This window comes from Pseudooctadecabacter sp. (assembly GCF_020627745.1).
In the GTDB taxonomy this organism is placed as follows: Bacteria; Pseudomonadota; Alphaproteobacteria; order Rhodobacterales; family Rhodobacteraceae; genus Octadecabacter.
Genome location: NZ_JAHDGE010000002.1, coordinates 116,843 through 132,615, shown reverse-complemented (window position 1 = coordinate 132,615; position 15,773 = coordinate 116,843). Strand labels below are relative to the sequence as shown.

The 15,773-nt window shown below is 60.9% G+C and carries 16 protein-coding genes; 10 read left to right on the top strand and 6 right to left on the bottom strand.

Going from position 1 to position 15,773, the window contains the following annotated elements; translation table 11 throughout:
* Positions 1–40 precede the first annotated feature (40 nt).
* Positions 41–1,147 (top strand): hypothetical protein, encoded by a 1,107-nt coding sequence (locus QZ653_RS01655; RefSeq protein ID WP_296417226.1) that lies wholly within the window; start codon positions 41–43, stop codon positions 1,145–1,147.
* Here the strand turns inward: QZ653_RS01655 and QZ653_RS01650 are convergent.
* A complete protein-coding gene (locus QZ653_RS01650; protein ID WP_296417225.1) occupies positions 1,144–2,307 on the bottom strand; it encodes a deoxyguanosinetriphosphate triphosphohydrolase in 1,164 nt (387 codons plus the stop codon). The two genes, QZ653_RS01655 and QZ653_RS01650, sit on opposite strands and share 4 nt — an antisense overlap.
* A 108-nt stretch (positions 2,308–2,415) precedes the next feature.
* Here QZ653_RS01650 and QZ653_RS01645 point away from each other — a divergent pair, with 108 nt between their 5' ends.
* Positions 2,416–2,742, top strand: a complete 327-nt coding sequence (locus QZ653_RS01645; protein ID WP_296417224.1) for a HesB/IscA family protein — start codon at positions 2,416–2,418, stop codon at positions 2,740–2,742.
* 85 nt (positions 2,743–2,827) lie between these two features.
* Positions 2,828–3,628 carry an exodeoxyribonuclease III gene (xth, locus tag QZ653_RS01640; RefSeq protein ID WP_296417223.1) on the top strand — a complete coding sequence of 267 codons (801 nt, stop codon included), beginning with the start codon at positions 2,828–2,830 and terminating at the stop codon, positions 3,626–3,628.
* Between the two features lie 47 nt (positions 3,629–3,675).
* On the opposite strand, the gene QZ653_RS01635 is transcribed toward xth, so the two are convergent.
* Together QZ653_RS01635 and dksA are read right to left on the bottom strand one after the other, a co-directional pair.
* A complete protein-coding gene (locus tag QZ653_RS01635; protein WP_296417222.1) occupies positions 3,676–4,872 on the bottom strand; it encodes an FAD-dependent monooxygenase in 1,197 nt (398 codons plus the stop codon).
* On the bottom strand, positions 4,838–5,260 hold the full coding sequence (gene dksA / locus QZ653_RS01630) for an RNA polymerase-binding protein DksA (RefSeq protein WP_296417221.1): 423 nt from the start codon (positions 5,258–5,260) through the stop codon (positions 4,838–4,840). Before dksA ends, QZ653_RS01635 begins: the two co-directional genes overlap by 35 nt.
* Before the next feature lie 194 nt (positions 5,261–5,454).
* Between dksA and QZ653_RS01625 the strand changes: the two genes are divergently transcribed.
* The 5 genes from QZ653_RS01625 to QZ653_RS01605 all read left to right on the top strand — a co-directional run bounded on the left by QZ653_RS01625 (position 5,455) and on the right by QZ653_RS01605 (position 10,518).
* A complete protein-coding gene (locus QZ653_RS01625) occupies positions 5,455–6,294 on the top strand; it encodes an AAA family ATPase (RefSeq protein WP_296417220.1) in 840 nt (279 codons plus the stop codon).
* A 421-nt stretch (positions 6,295–6,715) separates the two neighbouring features.
* The gene (locus QZ653_RS01620; RefSeq protein WP_296417219.1) at positions 6,716–8,098 is read left to right on the top strand and encodes a DUF2927 domain-containing protein; all 1,383 of its coding nucleotides are present in this window, start codon (positions 6,716–6,718) and stop codon (positions 8,096–8,098) included.
* Between the two features lie 4 nt (positions 8,099–8,102).
* On the top strand, positions 8,103–8,273 hold the full coding sequence (locus tag QZ653_RS01615; RefSeq protein WP_296417218.1) for a hypothetical protein: 171 nt from the start codon (positions 8,103–8,105) through the stop codon (positions 8,271–8,273).
* The gene (locus QZ653_RS01610) at positions 8,273–9,457 is read left to right on the top strand and encodes a vWA domain-containing protein (protein ID WP_296417217.1); all 1,185 of its coding nucleotides are present in this window, start codon (positions 8,273–8,275) and stop codon (positions 9,455–9,457) included. The genes QZ653_RS01615 and QZ653_RS01610 overlap by 1 nt, the downstream gene beginning before the upstream one ends.
* A gap of 377 nt (positions 9,458–9,834) precedes the next feature.
* Entirely contained in the window at positions 9,835–10,518 is a 684-nt protein-coding gene (locus QZ653_RS01605) for a M48 family metallopeptidase (RefSeq protein ID WP_296417216.1), read from the top strand.
* A 105-nt stretch (positions 10,519–10,623) separates the two neighbouring features.
* Here QZ653_RS01605 and QZ653_RS01600 read toward each other — a convergent pair whose 3' ends face one another.
* From QZ653_RS01600 to QZ653_RS01590, 3 genes are read right to left on the bottom strand one after another with little or no spacing between them, the layout of a single operon-like run.
* Positions 10,624–11,163 (bottom strand): RSP_2648 family PIN domain-containing protein, encoded by a 540-nt coding sequence (locus QZ653_RS01600; RefSeq protein ID WP_296417215.1) that lies wholly within the window; start codon positions 11,161–11,163, stop codon positions 10,624–10,626.
* Positions 11,160–12,356 carry an RSP_2647 family RNA methyltransferase gene (locus QZ653_RS01595; protein WP_296417214.1) on the bottom strand — a complete coding sequence of 399 codons (1,197 nt, stop codon included), beginning with the start codon at positions 12,354–12,356 and terminating at the stop codon, positions 11,160–11,162. The genes QZ653_RS01600 and QZ653_RS01595 overlap by 4 nt, the downstream gene beginning before the upstream one ends.
* 42 nt (positions 12,357–12,398) lie before the next feature.
* On the bottom strand, positions 12,399–12,980 hold the full coding sequence (locus QZ653_RS01590) for a DUF6778 family protein (RefSeq protein ID WP_296417213.1): 582 nt from the start codon (positions 12,978–12,980) through the stop codon (positions 12,399–12,401).
* A gap of 295 nt (positions 12,981–13,275) precedes the next feature.
* On the opposite strand from QZ653_RS01590, the gene edd reads away from it, so the two are divergent.
* Together edd and eda are read left to right on the top strand one after the other, a co-directional pair.
* Positions 13,276–15,078, top strand: coding sequence for a phosphogluconate dehydratase (gene edd / locus QZ653_RS01585; RefSeq protein WP_296417212.1), 1,803 nt, complete (start codon positions 13,276–13,278; stop codon positions 15,076–15,078).
* 48 nt (positions 15,079–15,126) lie between these two features.
* Positions 15,127–15,768: a bifunctional 4-hydroxy-2-oxoglutarate aldolase/2-dehydro-3-deoxy-phosphogluconate aldolase gene (eda, locus tag QZ653_RS01580; RefSeq protein ID WP_296417211.1), complete on the top strand. Its 642-nt coding sequence runs from the start codon at positions 15,127–15,129 to the stop codon at positions 15,766–15,768.
* Positions 15,769–15,773: the final 5 nt, after the last annotated feature.

Below are 15,773 nucleotides of genomic sequence, written 5' to 3'. Positions count from 1 at the left end.
TCCGTTTAGCACTGTCACAACAGACGTCAACGAGGCCCCCATGCCCCGCATCCTCTTTTTCTTCACGGCGCTGGCCGCCATGCTGGCTGCCCTGACCGCAGTGCTGATGCGCGCCGAACTGGCGCAGCCCGGCCTGTCGGCCCTCTACTCAACACCGAGCGGCGAACCGGACCGCGCGTCATTTGTCAAAACATCCACTTTGCACGCGCTGACCGCCTATCTGGCGATCACCCTTTTGGGCGCGACCATGGCAGCAAAAGCCCGCACGCGCGGCGCAATGTTCGCGACCCCGACGATGATCATCGGGCTCGTGTTCAGCCTGTCGATGATCGCGATGCTGATGCTGCCGCAGTTGGGGCCTGACACGGCGGATCTCATGACGTCCGGATTGACGGTGGAAGTGCCCGAAAGCCTAGGGGGACCATCTCAGTTGTCCGCGACGCCCTTTGGACTCCCCCTTGTGGATGAGCTGTTGGGTGACGAACCGTTGGCCTTTTCTAGGCTTTTGTTACTTATGGCGGCGGGCGTCCTTCTGATGGCCTGCTACGTGATGTTGGGCAGCGAACCCGGGGTGCGCTGGATCGGTGCCGCAGGCGCGCCCCTTATTGTCGGGTGCAGCGTGTTGATCGCTCAAATGCCACGTGAAACGCCGCTGATTTTCATGCTTTCGTTGTACATTCCTGCGGTGCTGCCCTTTTTGGCGGTTGCCTGCGTTCGCATGACAGATGAGCCCCCCGCATGGCTGATTGTCATGACATCGGGGCTGCTGATTGCCATGGGCGGCACATTATTCGCAGCGTCGGCTTTACCGTCGTTCGGGTTTGCGACGACCACGATGGATGTTGCGATCCTCAATATGTTCCCGCTGGGCCTTGCCTTTTTCGCACTGCCCGCCTTGATCCTTTATTCAGGCCCCACGCGCCTGCCGATGGCGGCGGTCTGGCTCGTCGCCCCTGTTGTTGCGGGGGCCATGGCGCTGTGGATCAAGCCCTTTATTTCCCTTGGATTTAACGGCCAGCCGATCCTCTACCAAGATTATTCACAGGCTTTCGCCCGTGATAACTTGGCAGCCTCAATCGGGGTCGGCGGCTTCATGGTGCTTTATCTGGGCGTCGTGACAACCCTGCGCCGCAGTCGCGCCGACTAAATTGCGCTGCCGCCCACCAACCGGCTGTGGGTCTCCAATGCAAACCTGTCGGTCATGCCGCTGATATAATCGCTGACGATCCGCGCAAGCGCGGTTTCATCTTTCGCAGCCGCCACGTCCTTGCGCCACGCCTGCGGCAGATCCTCGGGCCGGGACATGAACAGAGGGAACAAATCCTCAACCACCTGCGTCACCTCACGGCGCATTTTCACCACGCTTGGCGCACGGTACATCTGGGTGAACAAAAAGCCCCTTACCGTCTTCAGATCCGCCCACAATGCCGGAGAAAACTGCACCATCATCCGCCCTGCTCCACGCAGGTCATCGCATCCCGACGGGTCAAGCGCGGCCAGATTGGCGCGGGTCACGGCAATGACGTCCTCCACCAGCACCCCGAAAAACCGCCGCAAAGCCTCGTGTCGTCGGCGGTCGCGCTCCAGCGCCGGGTAGCGGCTGTCGACCTCGCGAAAGCAATCGCCCACGATCGGCAGGGCCAGCAAATCCTCCGTCCCGAACAATTCCGCCCGCAACCCGTCGTGAATGTCATGGTGGTTGTAGGCAATGTCGTCCGACAGCGCGGCCACCTGCGCCTCTGCACTGGCATGGGTGTGCAGTTCCAGATCATGGCGGCGGTTGTAATCCTCCAGCGCATAGGGCACGGCATCCTGCGTGCCTTCGGTCACGACCGGACCGTTGTGCTTGGCGATGCCTTCCAGCGTTTCCCATGTCAGGTTCAGACCGTCCCACTCCGCGTAATGTCGCTCCAATGAGGTTACAATCCGGATCGCCTGCGCATTATGATCAAACCCGCCATAGGGCGCCATCAGGGCCGCAAGGGCATCTTCACCTGTGTGTCCGAACGGCGTGTGTCCCAGATCATGGGCCAGCGCCACCGCCTCGGTCAGTTCTGCGTTCAGCCCCAAAGCACCCGCAATCGTCCGCGCCACCTGAGCCACCTCGATCGAATGGGTCAGCCGCGTGCGGAAATAATCGCCCTCGTGTTCCACGAACACTTGCGTTTTGTGTTTCAACCGCCGGAAGGCAGAGGCATGAATAATGCGGTCGCGATCGCGCTGGAACGGAGACCTGAACACGCTTTCATCCTCAGAATACAACCGCCCGCGCGTCTGCGCCGGGCTGCACGCGTAGGGTGCTGCCATGATCTGTCCCTTTTGGTTGCGGGCAACCTGCCTTGTCGCCCCTGCCTGATCCTCCTATATTGCGTTACGGCCCTCCAGCGCCAGTCTGACCATGAAAAGGTTGCCAAAATGTTGACGTTGCCCCCGAAAGTCACCCCTCGCGCCTTCGAACGCCTGTCCGAAATCGGCGCACAGGCCGCTGGCAAGGCGCTGCGCATCGCCGTGGAGGGCGGTGGCTGTTCCGGCTTTCAATATGAGATCGACCTGGATGATCCCAAGGACGATGATCTGGTTCTTGAAGGCGCTGGCGAAAAGGTTGTCATCGACGCCGTGTCCCTGCCGTTTCTGGCCGATGCCACAATTGATTTTACCGAAGAACTGATCGGCGCGCGCTTCGTGATTGAGAATCCCAACGCCTCCAGCTCCTGCGGCTGTGGCGTCAGTTTCTCGATGTAGGCCAGACCCGCAGTCATACGCGAACCATGCGCTTGTTTTCGTCCGTCCAACCGGTCAAAACGGATGCACAAATAAGGGGCTGGTCATGAAAATCGCGACGTTCAATATCAACGGCATCAAGGCGCGCATCGGCGCCCTGACAGAGTGGTTGGAAGGGTCGCAGCCCGACGTTGCGATCCTGCAGGAAATCAAATCCGTTGACGAAGGGTTCCCACGCCAACACTTTGAAGACATGGGATATATCGTCGAAACCCATGGGCAAAAAGGCTTTAACGGTGTCGCGATTCTGTCCAAGCTCCCGCTTGAGGATGTGACCCGTGGCCTGCCCGGCGGTGAGGGCACGGGCCGCGACAACGAAGACGATATCGAAGCCCGCTATATCGAAGCCTCGGTGATGGGTGATCGGCCCATCCGCATTTGCGGCCTCTATCTGCCCAACGGCAACCCCGCTCCGGGCCCGAAATACGACTACAAACTGCGCTGGATGGACCGCCTCAAGGCCCGCGCCGAGGCCCTTTTGGAACGTGAAGAACCGTTCCTAATGGCCGGAGATTACAACATAATTCCCCAGCCCGAAGACGCAAAACGCCCCGAAGCCTGGGCCGACGACGCCCTGTTTCGCCCCGACAGCCGCGCGGCTTTCCGCCGCCTGCTGAACCTTGGCCTGACCGAGGCGTTCCGCGCCCGCCATCATGGCCCCGGCCATTATTCGTTCTGGGATTATCAAGCCGGAGCATGGGACAGGAATGACGGCATCAGGATTGACCATTTTTTACTGTCACATCAATGTGCTGACCTGTTGCAGGACTGCTGGATCGAAAGCGAGGTGCGCGGGCGCGAAAAACCGTCAGACCACGTGCCGGTCTGGGTCGATCTGAACGCCTGAAAAAGGTGCTGACGGGACAGCGGGCGGGGCGCATTTGAGGCCGCGCCTCAAACTGCGTCATCTGATGTCACGTCATATCCATATAGCCAGTCCATCCGCCGCAGGAACACCGACGGTGCGATAACCCCCAGTGTTTTCAATCCTATATGTGCCACTCTTCGTGCAGGACCAGACAGGTGGTAATTCCGCGCATTGGCATTCGCCGCTTCAATCGCGCGCTGCACACGACTTTTTCGCGCATCTTCATAGGTTTTTAAGGCAACTTCGATAGACCGCTGTGCATCACAACATCGCGCCAGGATAAAGGCGTCTTCGATCGCAAGGTTGGCGCCCTGCGCTAGAAACGGCAACGTCGGATGCGCTGCATCGCCGAGGATCGCAAGTTGATCCCTGCTCCATACCGCCGCGACCTCGTGGCGGAACAATCCCCACAGGTTGGTTTGTTCGACCTGTTTCAGAATATGCCGCAACGGCGCACAGGTATCGGCAAATGCCGCACGCAAGTTGGCCGGATCATCTGCATGGGTCCAGCCCTCGGCTGCCCAACCGTCCCGTTCCTCTACGGCGACGACATTCAACAGCCCCTCTCTAAGGGGATAGGTCACCACATGGCGCCTCGGCGCCATCCAGATTTTCGCCACAGGTGCCACATCGTTTGCCGGGACGATGGTGCGCCAGGCCACCTGGCCGGTAAAAAACGGCACGTCAGTCCCATTCAAAACCGCCCGTGTCGGCGAATGGATGCCCTCAGCGCCCACGACGAGGTCGGCATCGCAGCGCGACGTATCTGCCTTTGCACCCAAATGCACCTGCACACCCGCCCCGCGGCATGCCCCCGCCAGAAGGTCGATCAGATCGGCGCGGTGGAAAAACCTGTAGGGCGGCCCGTCAAGCCGACCCAGATCGAACCGCGTCACAGCCCGCCCCGTCAGCGCATCCATCGGCTGGACGGCAGTTGCCTGCACACCCCGCGCATCCAACGCCCCTCGCAGCCCCAAAGCTTCCAACGCGCGCGCCCCGTTGGGGGTGATCTGTATGCCCGCCCCGATGCGGCCCAACGCAGTGGCCTGTTCAAACACCTCAACCTGCGCGCCAGAGCGTGCAAAGGCCAAGGCTGCCGTCAAGCCGCCGATGCCGCCCCCCACAACGCAAACGCGGCGGCCCCGATTGGAACCGCCGCGCTGCAAAATATCGCTCTCTCCTGCCACGTCAGTCGTCGCGGTGAACTTTTTCCCGGCGCTCATGACGCTCCTGCGCCTCAAGGCTCATGGTGGCAATGGGGCGGGCATCCAGACGTTTCAGGGAAATCGGCTCCCCCGTGACATCGCAATACCCGTATTCACCTTCGTCAATCCGGCGCAAAGCGGCGTCGATCTTGGCCACCAGTTTGCGTTCACGGTCGCGGGTGCGCAGTTCCAATGCGCGATCGGTCTCTTCGGACGCGCGGTCGGCAATGTCGGGGATGTTGCGGGTGGCCCCTTTCATCGCCTCAATCGTATCGCGGCTGTCTTCAAGGATATCGGACCGCCATGCGAGCAATTTCCGCCGGAAATATTCCAGCTGTTTGTCGTTCATGAACGGTTCATCTTCGGCCGGACGGTAATCGTCTGGCAGGAATGTTTCGGCTTTCATGTTCGCTCCCTCAGCAGCGGGACGTGAACTGGTGTCATGTGGCTGCGACAATCTCAGGTCCCCTCTCTCGCGCTTGCATTACTACCAACGGTTGCCGCTGTCACCCCCCCTTCACGACCAATTTTTCTTGGCTTGATGATGACATATGTGGTGATACGGTCTGCGAACCTGACCAGATGACAAAGGGCCGCCACATGCGCTTTACCGGAACCGAGACCTACGTTGCCACCGACGATCTGACCGTCGCTGTCAATGCCGCCGTCACGCTGGAACGCCCCCTGCTGGTCAAAGGCGAACCGGGCACCGGCAAGACCGAACTGGCCCGCCAGGTCAGTGCGGCGCTGGGGTTGCCGATGTATGAATGGAACATCAAATCCACGACCAAAGCCCAACAGGGTCTTTATGAATACGACGCCGTCAGCCGCCTGCGCGACAGCCAGTTGGGCGACGAAAAAGTTCATGATGTGGGCAATTACATAAAAAAAGGCAAACTTTGGCAGGCATTCGAGGCCGAAGGCCGCGTGGTGCTGCTGATTGATGAGATCGACAAGGCGGACATCGAATTTCCCAATGATCTGCTGCAAGAGCTCGACCGGATGGAATTTCACGTTTACGAGACAGGTGAGACCATTGCCGCGCGTCACCGCCCCATCGTGATCATCACCTCCAACAATGAAAAGGAACTCCCCGACGCGTTCTTGCGGCGGTGTTTTTTCCACTACATCCGCTTTCCCGACATGGACACGATGCGCCGGATTGTTGAGGTGCATCACCCCGGCATCAAGGACGCGTTGCTGACGACCGCGCTGACCCAGTTCTATGACATTCGCGACCAGCAGGGCCTGAAGAAAAAGCCCTCTACGTCTGAAGTGCTCGACTGGCTGAAACTGCTGCTGGCCGAGGATCTGGACGCCGAAGACCTCAAACGTGATGGGGCCTCTGCCCTGCCCAAACTGCATGGGGCATTGCTGAAGAACGAACAGGACGTGCATTTGTTTGAACGCCTTGCGTTCATGGCGCGCAGCGGGCGGTAAGCGGACCAAATCCTCGGCCTATCAACATCTGGTGGCCGCACCCGTTGCGGCCACTAACCTATTGAGTCTTTTGAATCACACCCGCCCGCCATTTCCACGCGGCGTGGAAAAAGGCCGTGAAATGGGGCGCGCTCCTCCCGTTTAATCCCCTTGTCCGATCACTGGTCGCGGAATTGCCCAATTCTGCCCCAACTCGGGCCTCAGTCGACTGGCAGGTTTCCGGCTGAGACATAAGGAGAGCAGCGTTGACCAAGGCAAAAATGCCGGTCGCCATGCACCAAGGATCCCGCGTCAAAGATGCGCGGGTGGGACAGGTGTGGACCGAAGAACTGACCTTTTCCAAGGCCAGCGCGGATTGCGTTGACCCCTCCGGTATGGACCCCTACGCCCCCTCAGGACGCGCCCCCTGTCGGAGGGCGCCATGACCCGTACCTTCCGCCGCCTGCTGGCACTTTCGATCATGTTCATGACGGCCTGTACGCCGGTGCCCCCGTCCAATCTGGGGCCGACCCTGCCAACCCGGACGATGGGCCTGCAGGATGCCCTGCCGCCGATGAACCGGTTTGCCGGCAACCGTGTGACCACGCCTGCGCGATCCAACCGCGAAATCGGCAAGGATTTCATGGATCTGGCCTTTCGCATGGAAAGCGGACGTGTTGTGGCCCGCCTTACGCGGTTTGAGGCCCCTATCTCTGTCCGCGTAACTGGGGATATTCCCCCAAGCCTAACGCCTGACCTGCGCGCCCTGCTAGGCCGTCTGCGCAGTGAGGCCAACATCGACATCTTCATGACCGGTGCCGCTGATGCCTCAATCACGGTGGAGGCGATCCCGCGCAGTGTTCTGAACGCGGCGGTGCCCCGCGCCGCCTGTTTCGTTGTCCCGCGCGTGTCGTCATGGGAGGAATTCAAGACCGTGCGCCGTACCCCCACGGTGGATTGGACCACGCTGGAACGCCGTGACCACGCGGCGGTCTTCGTGCCGTCGGACGTGGCACCGCAGGAAATCCGCGACTGTCTGCACGAAGAACTGGCGCAGGCCCTTGGCCCCCTGAACGACCTTTACCGCCTGTCGGACTCCGTTTTCAATGATGACAACATCCATGCCGTGCTGACGTCTTTCGACATGCTTGTTCTGCGCGCCTATTACGATCCGGCGCTGCAAAACGGCATGACCCGCGGTCAGGTCGCGGCCCGACTGGGGCCAATTCTGGCGCGGCTGAACCCCGCAGGCGAGGGCCGCCCCGCGCGCCCGCAGAATGACACGACCCGCGACTGGATCAACAATATGGAACTGGCCCTCACCGCCGGATCCTCCGCCAACCGCCGCCGGTCCGCCGCCCTGCAAGCGGTCAGCACGGCAGGCGCGCTGAACTGGCCCGGACCGCGGACGGGATTTGCGAATTATGCGTTTGGCCGGCTGAATGTCGGGCACGACAGCACGATTGCGCTGGCCGCATTCAACCGTGCGCTGACAATCTACAACCGGTCCTCCGAAACACGTCTGCATGCGGCCCATGTCTCCGTACAATTGGCAGCTTTTGCCCTGTCGGCAGGCGATGGTGAAAATGTCCTCAATCTTGTGGACAGTGCGATGCCTGTGGCCGCCGCCCATGAAAACGCAGCCCTTCTGGCGACGTTGATGATGTTCAGGGCCGAGGCGCTGGATATGCTGGGCCAACCTGCGGCTGCGACAGCGGTGCGCATGGACTCTCTGGGGTGGGCGCGCTACGGGTTTGGAACAGATGACAACGTGCGCGCGCGCCTTCGGGAAATTGCGTCGCTCAACCCACTCAAAGGGACCTGACACCATGATCTACCCCCTCGGCGGCCTTGTGATCGGAGCTTTGCTGGGGGCGTTTCGGGCCAGACAGCGCGGTGGAAAAGCGGCCGATATGGCCCAGTGGGGTGCGGTCTTTGCGATGATCTTTGGCGTCATCGGCATGTTCATCGCCATCATCATCACCCGCCAGTACGTCTGATGTTTCTGCCCTTCTTCGATCAGCTTCGAAGGGGCGGCGTGCCGGTGTCTTTACGCGAATATCTGACCTTTCTGGAGGGGATGGACGCGGGGCTTGCCACCTATGACATAGAAGCCTTCTACTTTCTGGCCCGCACCTGCATGGTCAAGGACGAACGCAACATCGACAAATTTGACCGCGCCTTCGCGGCTGCGTTTGAGGGTCTGGACGCCATCAGTGTCGATGATGTGCTTGAGGCCGTGGACATCCCGCAAGAGTGGCTGGAAAAGATGGCTGAAAAGCACCTCAGCGCCGAAGAAAAGGCAGAGATCGAGGCCCTGGGCGGGTTCGACAAGCTGATGGAGACCCTCAAGAAACGGCTGGAAGAACAAAAGGGCCGCCACCAGGGCGGGTCCAAATGGGTCGGCACCGCCGGCACCTCCCCTTTTGGGGCCTATGGCTACAACCCCGAAGGCGTCCGCATCGGCCAATCCGAAAGCCGCCACCAGCGGGCCGTCAAAGTCTGGGACAAACGCGAATTCCGCAATCTGGATGACACCGTTGAAATCGGCACCCGCAACATCAAGGTTGCGCTCAAACGGCTACGCCGCTGGGCGCGCGACGGGGCCGCAGATGAACTTGACCTCAATGGCACCATCCGCGCCACCGCCGAAAACGGCTACCTCGACGTCAAGACCAGACCGGAGCGACGAAACGCCGTGAAGGTGTTGTTGTTTCTGGATGTAGGCGGGTCCATGGACCCGCACATCAAACTGGTGGAAGAGCTGTTTTCGGCTGCGAAGTCGGAATTCAAGCACCTTGAACACTTCTACTTTCACAACTGTCTTTACGAAGGTGTCTGGCGCGACAACCGCCGCCGCTGGGACGCGCAGACCCCCACGTGGGATGTTCTGCGCACCTACGGGTCCGATTACAAATGTATCTTTGTGGGCGATGCATCCATGTCGCCCTACGAGGTTGCCTATCCGGGCGGCGCGAATGAACACTGGAACGCCGAAGCGGGACAGGTCTGGCTGGAACGGGCGCGCGACCAATGGCCCCATCACCTGTGGCTGAACCCTCTGCCAGACCGGTACTGGCGCTTCACCCAGTCAGTTCAGATGATCCAGGCCATTTTCGGACAGGACCGGATGGTCCCCATGACACTGGACGGGATCGAACGCGGCATGAAGATACTGACCTGATAGCCCTGTTTTCAGCCATGTCTTGCCCACCTGACGGACAGCCAGATAGACGGGATGTTGCGTGATGAATGAACCTGCCCCTCAGGCAGCGCGCCCTTTGTCATTCGACGTCTGGACACGATCCTGTTGGCGCAACCGTTCAATCAATTCGTCAAACGCATCATTGGACGGTGGGGGCCTGTAGGCGGCCCGCCATGGTGCTGCGCTGGTTTTGTCATCGTATCGTCTATATATACTCATCATAAATCTCCTGCGGCAGCACGAGAGATAAACGCTTATACTTAACAAAAGGTGCCTTGGATCACAAAAAATGTGATCACGGTGACATATTTTTACAACGGCTTGTTCGACGCACCTGCGAAGGCCATATCCCCCTTATGTTAAAATTCGCCCCTCTTCTTCTGGCCATCGGATATGGCATTATAATGTACCGCCTGTCGGCATGGCGGCTGGCGAAAGACCTTGATGCCAAAAGCACCGAACTGGCCGATCCAAGGCTGCGCGCCCTGACACAGGACATGGCCCGCGTCGTCGACATTCCGCGCATCAAGGTCCACATCTACGAAGTTGATCCCGTCAACGGCCTGGCCGCACCCGACGGCCGCATCTTTATTACGCGCGGATTTTTCCGGAAATATCAGTCGGGTGACGTGACAGCAGAAGAACTGGCAAGTGTGATCGCCCATGAACTGGGCCATGTGGCGCTGGGGCATTCGCGCCGCAGGATGATCGACTTTTCCGGGCAAAATGCGCTCCGAACGGCTCTTGCCATGGTCCTGTCGCGGTTCATCCCGGGCCTCGGCCCGCTGATTGCCAATGCGGCGATGTCACTTTTGATGGCGCGCTTGTCGCGCTCCGACGAATATGAGGCCGATGCCTACGCCTCTGCCTTGATGATCAAGGCCGGCATAGGAACAGGTCCGCAGAAGACCCTGTTCACCAAACTCCAGACGCTCACGGGCGCGCGGGGGGCGGCGCAACCGGCCTGGCTTCTCAGTCATCCCAAAACGCCCGAACGCATTGCCGCGATCGAGGCCAACGAGGCCAAGTGGAACGCCTGACCTTCGCGCACCGCCCCTCGTTCTTCTGATCCGAAAACTCCGGGGTCTGGGGCAGCGCCCCAGTCTGTCATCTGCGGATCGGATTGGCGAAGCCAATTCGAACCTTTACTCCAGAAATTTGCCCAGCCGTGGCAGCCGTGCCTTGCGCATCAGTTTGCGCATGGCCCATTGTTCCCCCGACAATCGTCGGGCCTCCTCAAGAATGGCTGCGCCGACCTGCCCGACAGCCTCCGGATGTTTGTCGGCCAAAGCAATCATGAACCCGTCGGGGTCAAGCCTGTCCAACCCTTCGTCTGCCAGAATGTCCTTGGGGAAATCCTTGGTATTTACCGTCATGATCGCATCCGCCGAACATCCCACAGCGGCAGCCAGAACGTGAATATCGTTCGGGTCCGGCAGCCACAGACGGGCTTCGCTGCCCTGCGGTACAGTCACCTGAGCCCGTGGGAACCGTGCGTTGATCAGGGCGATTTCGCCCCGTGCAATGGCCTCCCCCTCGGGGCCGATCTTGCGTGCGGCCCGCGCCCATTCTTCCAAGATGCGGGGCGACCATCGCGGCTCGAACAGGCCCTTCTCGGCCACGCCCAAGACCACCTCCCGCATCACGGTCGGATACAAGACGCAGGCGTCGACCAGCACCCTCATAGGCGGAACGTCAGCGCCTTGAGGTATCCGCTTTCGGCCAGTTGCGGCATGAGCGGGTGATCCGGCCCTGCAAATCCCGTATTCACCAGCATGCCACGCTTGCCACCTTTGCCGATCCCGCGTGCCGATGCATCGCGGAACCGTTTAAGGTCTGCGGCGTGGGAACACGAACACAGCACCAGATACCCGCCCTCCTTCACCAACGGTGTGGCCAGCCGCGCCACACGTTCGTAGGCGCGCATGCCTTTTTCCAGGGCAGGCTTCGACGGCGCAAAAGCGGGCGGATCGCAGATGACCACATCGAAGCGTTCTTTGGCCTTGCCCAAAGCCTCCAACACGTCGAAGGCATCGCCCTGACGGGTCTCGAACCGGTCGGCCACGCCCGTGGCCTCCGCCCCGGCCTGTGCCAGTTCCAACGCAGGCGCCGATCCATCCACGGCCAGCGCGCTGGCCGCCCCGCCTGCAAGCGCGGCAAGGGAAAAGCCACCCACGTGGGAAAACACATCCAGCACACGCGCGCCTTGCGCCAACTGGGCCGCGAAGGCGTGGTTGGGTCGTTGGTCGAAAAACAAACCCGTCTTCTGGCCGCCCATGACATCCGCCATATAGGTGGCCCCGTTCATCGGCACGGGGATCGGGCCGGAGGGTGCCTGCCCCGTGAAGACAGCCATCTCTTCGTCCAACCCCTCTAGGGACCGCGCGCGGCCCGTGCCGTTTTTGATAACGGTCGTGCAGCCAGTGACCTCCACCAGGGCCGCGCTGAGCATGTCAAACATCCGGTCGGCCCAGGCCGCATTGGGCTGGACCACGGCGACATCGCCAAAGCGGTCGATCACAACGCCCGGCAGGCCGTCAGCCTCGGCGTGAATCAGACGGTAGAAAGGGTCTGGATAAAGACGCGACCGGTGATCCAGTGCCGTTTGAATGCGGGAGGCGAACCACGCCTGATCCACGACCGCTTCGGTGTCGCGGTCCAACATCCGGACGGCGATCTTGGATTTGGGATTGATGGTGCCAAGCCCCAGCGGTTTGCGGTCTGCATCCTCCAGTACCACAAGCCCGCCGTGCGACAGCCCTTTGGTCCGGCGGTCCATCACCATCTCATTGGCAAAGACCCACGGGAACCCGTGACGGATAACTTGCGGTTTTGCGTTGGGACGCAGGCGGACAATAGGCAAAGGGAGCTGTTTCATAACAGCCCCCTTACCGTGTTCATTTGGACTTGGAAAGCGACCTCAGGAGGACGCAGGCGCAGCCCCTGCGACAGTCAGACCTGTCAGTTCACGCAAGAACAGATTGGACAGATGATTGGTGATCCGCACCTTCTGGGTCTGGCCCTGATTGTCTGCGGCAAGCGCCGCATATCCGCCAAGGGCTGCCAGATCACCGTCGATCCGCCGGGTGGCTTCGACAATTTCTCCGGTCTGGGCATCGCGCACCGTCAGGTTGAACTTGATCGAATGGACCCCGCCGACGGAATACCGGGTACGTTCGGTCAACGAGTGAAACCGCACCAGTTCAACATCTACGGTCACCGGACGCTGGCCCGACAGGCCTTCACCCGCCGCACGGATAGACGTCTGGAAGATTGCCGAAATCTGCTCTGCACGGTTGCCCAGCGGGTCGCCACGCCACACGATGTCGGCAATGGGGTAATAAGAATTGGCTTCGGACACGGTCATATCCTGCGGCACCGCAAAACGGATCGAATGCAAGGAATAATCCCGCAGAACCTGTGGGGCCTGCTCGGCGCTCAGACGGGGTGTTTCTAGAGGCGCGTTCCGCGACACCACGTCGACGGTGGAACAGGCTGTCATAGCGGCGCAAACGGCGCCAAGCGCGAACAGTTTCGCAGATACCTTAAAAACCTTCATCATTCCCTCCGGGGCTACTGCCCTTGTCGTTTTTCACGTTTTGGATGGGACCATATGGCCCCTGAAACGGGGCAAGATTGTGGTTAACAAAAGGTGATTACACGAAATCTGTCGGGCCGTTTCGTGGCCGGCGCGGTGGCGACGTGACCACAGGCGCGTCAAACTTTCGCGCATTCCGGCATTGTTAGCGCAAACACCATCTGATACCAGCGCTTCAAATCCGACATAAAGGTGTGCCATGACCCTGAATTCAACCGTTGAACGTGTCACCGATCGCATCCGCAAGCGGTCAGAAGCCGCGCGCCAATCCTATCTGGATCGCATGGCTGCCGCCGCCGCCGATGGCCCCCGCCGCGCCCATCTGACCTGCGGTAACCAAGCGCATGCCTATGCGCCGATGGGACAGGACAAAGACGCGCTGGTGGCCGAAAAGGCCCCCAACATCGGCATCATCACGGCCTACAACGACATGCTGTCGGCCCATCAGCCGTTTGAAACCTACCCCGCCAAAATCCGCGAGGCCGCCCGCGCCGCCGGTGGCACTGCCCAGGTGGCCGGCGGTGTGCCTGCCATGTGTGACGGCGTGACCCAAGGCCAGACGGGTATGGAGTTGTCTCTGTTTTCGCGCGATGTGATCGCATTGGCCGCAGGCGTGGGCCTGTCGCACAATGTCTTCGACGCTGCCTTGTATCTGGGGGTCTGTGACAAGATCGTACCGGGCCTGATCATGGCCGCCGCCACGTTCGGATATATTCCGGGGCTGTTTGTACCTGCGGGGCCGATGACCTCCGGTCTGCCCAATGACGAAAAGGCCAAGGTCCGGCAGGAATTCGCCAAGGGCAACATCGACCGGGCTGAGCTGATGAAGGCCGAAATGGCCTCCTACCACGGGCCGGGAACCTGCACCTTCTATGGCACGGCCAACACCAACCAGATGTTGATGGAATTCATGGGGATGCACCTGCCCGGTGCGTCCTTCGTCAACCCCGACACCGAATTGCGTGAGGCGCTGACCACAGCCGCCACCACCCGCGCGCTTGAAATCACGGCGCTTGGCAATGACTACACGCCTGTGTCCGATATTCTGGACGAACGGGCCTTTGTGAACGGGCTTGTGGGACTGATGGCCACCGGCGGGTCCACCAATCTGGTTCTGCACCTGCCTGCCATGGCGCGGGCGGCGGGCGTGATCCTCGATCTTGAGGATTTCTCGGACCTGTCTGCGGTCACCCCCCTGATGGCCAAGGTGTATCCCAACGGTCTGGCCGACGTGAACCATTTCCACGCGGCTGGCGGTTTGCAGTTTATGATCGGCAACCTGCTTGAGGCGGGATTGCTTCATGACGATGTGAAAACCGTGGCCGGCAAGGGCCTCAGCCATTACGCCAAGGACCCCAAGTTCGCAGATGGCCGCATCACATATGATGCAGGCCCCAAGGAGACGTTGAACGACAAAATCCTGCGCCCCGCGTCCGATCCTTTTGCCCCTCAAGGCGGGTTGGTCCAGCTGTCGGGCAATCTGGGACGGGGTGTGATCAAAGTGTCCGCCGTGGCCCCGGACCGTCATATTGTTGAGGCCCCCGTGCGTGTGTTCCATGAACAGCACGACGTCAAAGCGGCCTTTAACGCAGGCGAGCTGACCGAAGACGTGATCATCGTGGTTCGCTTCCAAGGCCCCAAATCCAACGGCATGCCGGAATTGCATTCGCTGACGCCTACGTTGGCCGTGTTGCAGGACCGTGGGCTGAAGGTGGCCTTGGTCACCGACGGCCGCATGTCCGGCGCATCGGGCAAGGTGCCCGCCGCGATCCACGTCGCACCCGAGGCCGCAGACGGCGGCCCGCTGGCGCTGTTGCGCGATGGGGATGTGGTGCGGTTGGATGCGACCACGGGCAGTCTGACCTGCGTGACCGATCTGACCGACCGCCAGCCCGCAGTCGCGGATCTGACGGGCAATGGCACCGGCGTTGGACGGGAATTGTTTGACATGTTCCGCCAGACCGTTGGCCCCTCCACCGATGGCGCCGCTGTCGTTCTCTAGCCCCCACCAAAATTCGCGAATTTTGGTTCCGCCCGAAAGGAAAAGATCATGACCCCCGAACACGCTTCTGAACTGGCCGCAAAGGTTTGCCTCCTCGCCCCTGTGGTGCCTGTCCTTGTGGTGGATGACGCAGCCCTTGCGGGACCCTTGGCCCAAGCCCTTGTGGATGGCGGCCTGCCTGCGCTTGAAGTGACGTTGCGCACCCCTGCCGCGTTGGATGTCATCCGCGAAATGGCGAAGATCGACGGAGGCGTCGTGGGGGCAGGCACCTTGCTGACTGAAAAAGACGTGGAAGCCGCGAAGGAGGCAGGGGCCACCTTCGGCGTGTCCCCCGGCGCAACCGACCGTCTGCTGGATGCGTGTGAGGCCAATGATCTGCCTTTGCTGCCCGGTGCCGCCACCGCGACCGAGGCCATGCGCCTGCTCGAGCGCGGCTATACTACGCAGAAATTTTTCCCCGCCGAGGCCAGTGGCGGGGCACCAGCCCTCAAAGGGATCGGCGCGCCCATCCCGCAGGTGAAATTCTGCCCCACAGGCGGAGTGTCGCTGTCCAATGCGCGCGATTACCTGTCGCTGGGCAACACGCTGTGTGTCGGCGGTTCATGGGTTGCGCCCAAGGATCTGGTCGCCGCTGGCGATTGGGCGGGCATCACGGCCCTTGCCAAAGAGGCCGCTGCCCTGCCGCGCTAAAACCC

Excerpts from the sequence above, each read along its gene's own strand:
- QZ653_RS01635 (WP_296417222.1), bottom strand. The coding sequence starts at position 4,872 with ATGAGCGCCGGGAAAAAGTTCACCGCGACGACTGACGTGGCAGGAGAG.
- QZ653_RS01595 (WP_296417214.1), bottom strand. The coding sequence starts at position 12,356 with ATGAAACAGCTCCCTTTGCCTATTGTCCGCCTGCGTCCCAACGCAAAA.
- QZ653_RS01650 (WP_296417225.1), bottom strand. The coding sequence starts at position 2,307 with ATGGCAGCACCCTACGCGTGCAGCCCGGCGCAGACGCGCGGGCGGTTG.
- QZ653_RS01655 (WP_296417226.1), top strand. The coding sequence starts at position 41 with ATGCCCCGCATCCTCTTTTTCTTCACGGCGCTGGCCGCCATGCTGGCT.
- QZ653_RS01620 (WP_296417219.1), top strand. The coding sequence starts at position 6,716 with ATGACCCGTACCTTCCGCCGCCTGCTGGCACTTTCGATCATGTTCATG.
- QZ653_RS01605 (WP_296417216.1), top strand. The coding sequence starts at position 9,835 with ATGTTAAAATTCGCCCCTCTTCTTCTGGCCATCGGATATGGCATTATA.
- QZ653_RS01645 (WP_296417224.1), top strand. The coding sequence starts at position 2,416 with ATGTTGACGTTGCCCCCGAAAGTCACCCCTCGCGCCTTCGAACGCCTG.
- QZ653_RS01610 (WP_296417217.1), top strand. The coding sequence starts at position 8,273 with ATGTTTCTGCCCTTCTTCGATCAGCTTCGAAGGGGCGGCGTGCCGGTG.
- edd (WP_296417212.1), top strand. The coding sequence starts at position 13,276 with ATGACCCTGAATTCAACCGTTGAACGTGTCACCGATCGCATCCGCAAG.
- QZ653_RS01625 (WP_296417220.1), top strand. The coding sequence starts at position 5,455 with ATGCGCTTTACCGGAACCGAGACCTACGTTGCCACCGACGATCTGACC.
- xth (WP_296417223.1), top strand. The coding sequence starts at position 2,828 with ATGAAAATCGCGACGTTCAATATCAACGGCATCAAGGCGCGCATCGGC.
- QZ653_RS01615 (WP_296417218.1), top strand. The coding sequence starts at position 8,103 with ATGATCTACCCCCTCGGCGGCCTTGTGATCGGAGCTTTGCTGGGGGCG.
- dksA (WP_296417221.1), bottom strand. The coding sequence starts at position 5,260 with ATGAAAGCCGAAACATTCCTGCCAGACGATTACCGTCCGGCCGAAGAT.
- eda (WP_296417211.1), top strand. The coding sequence starts at position 15,127 with ATGACCCCCGAACACGCTTCTGAACTGGCCGCAAAGGTTTGCCTCCTC.
- QZ653_RS01600 (WP_296417215.1), bottom strand. The coding sequence starts at position 11,163 with ATGAGGGTGCTGGTCGACGCCTGCGTCTTGTATCCGACCGTGATGCGG.
- QZ653_RS01590 (WP_296417213.1), bottom strand. The coding sequence starts at position 12,980 with ATGACAGCCTGTTCCACCGTCGACGTGGTGTCGCGGAACGCGCCTCTA.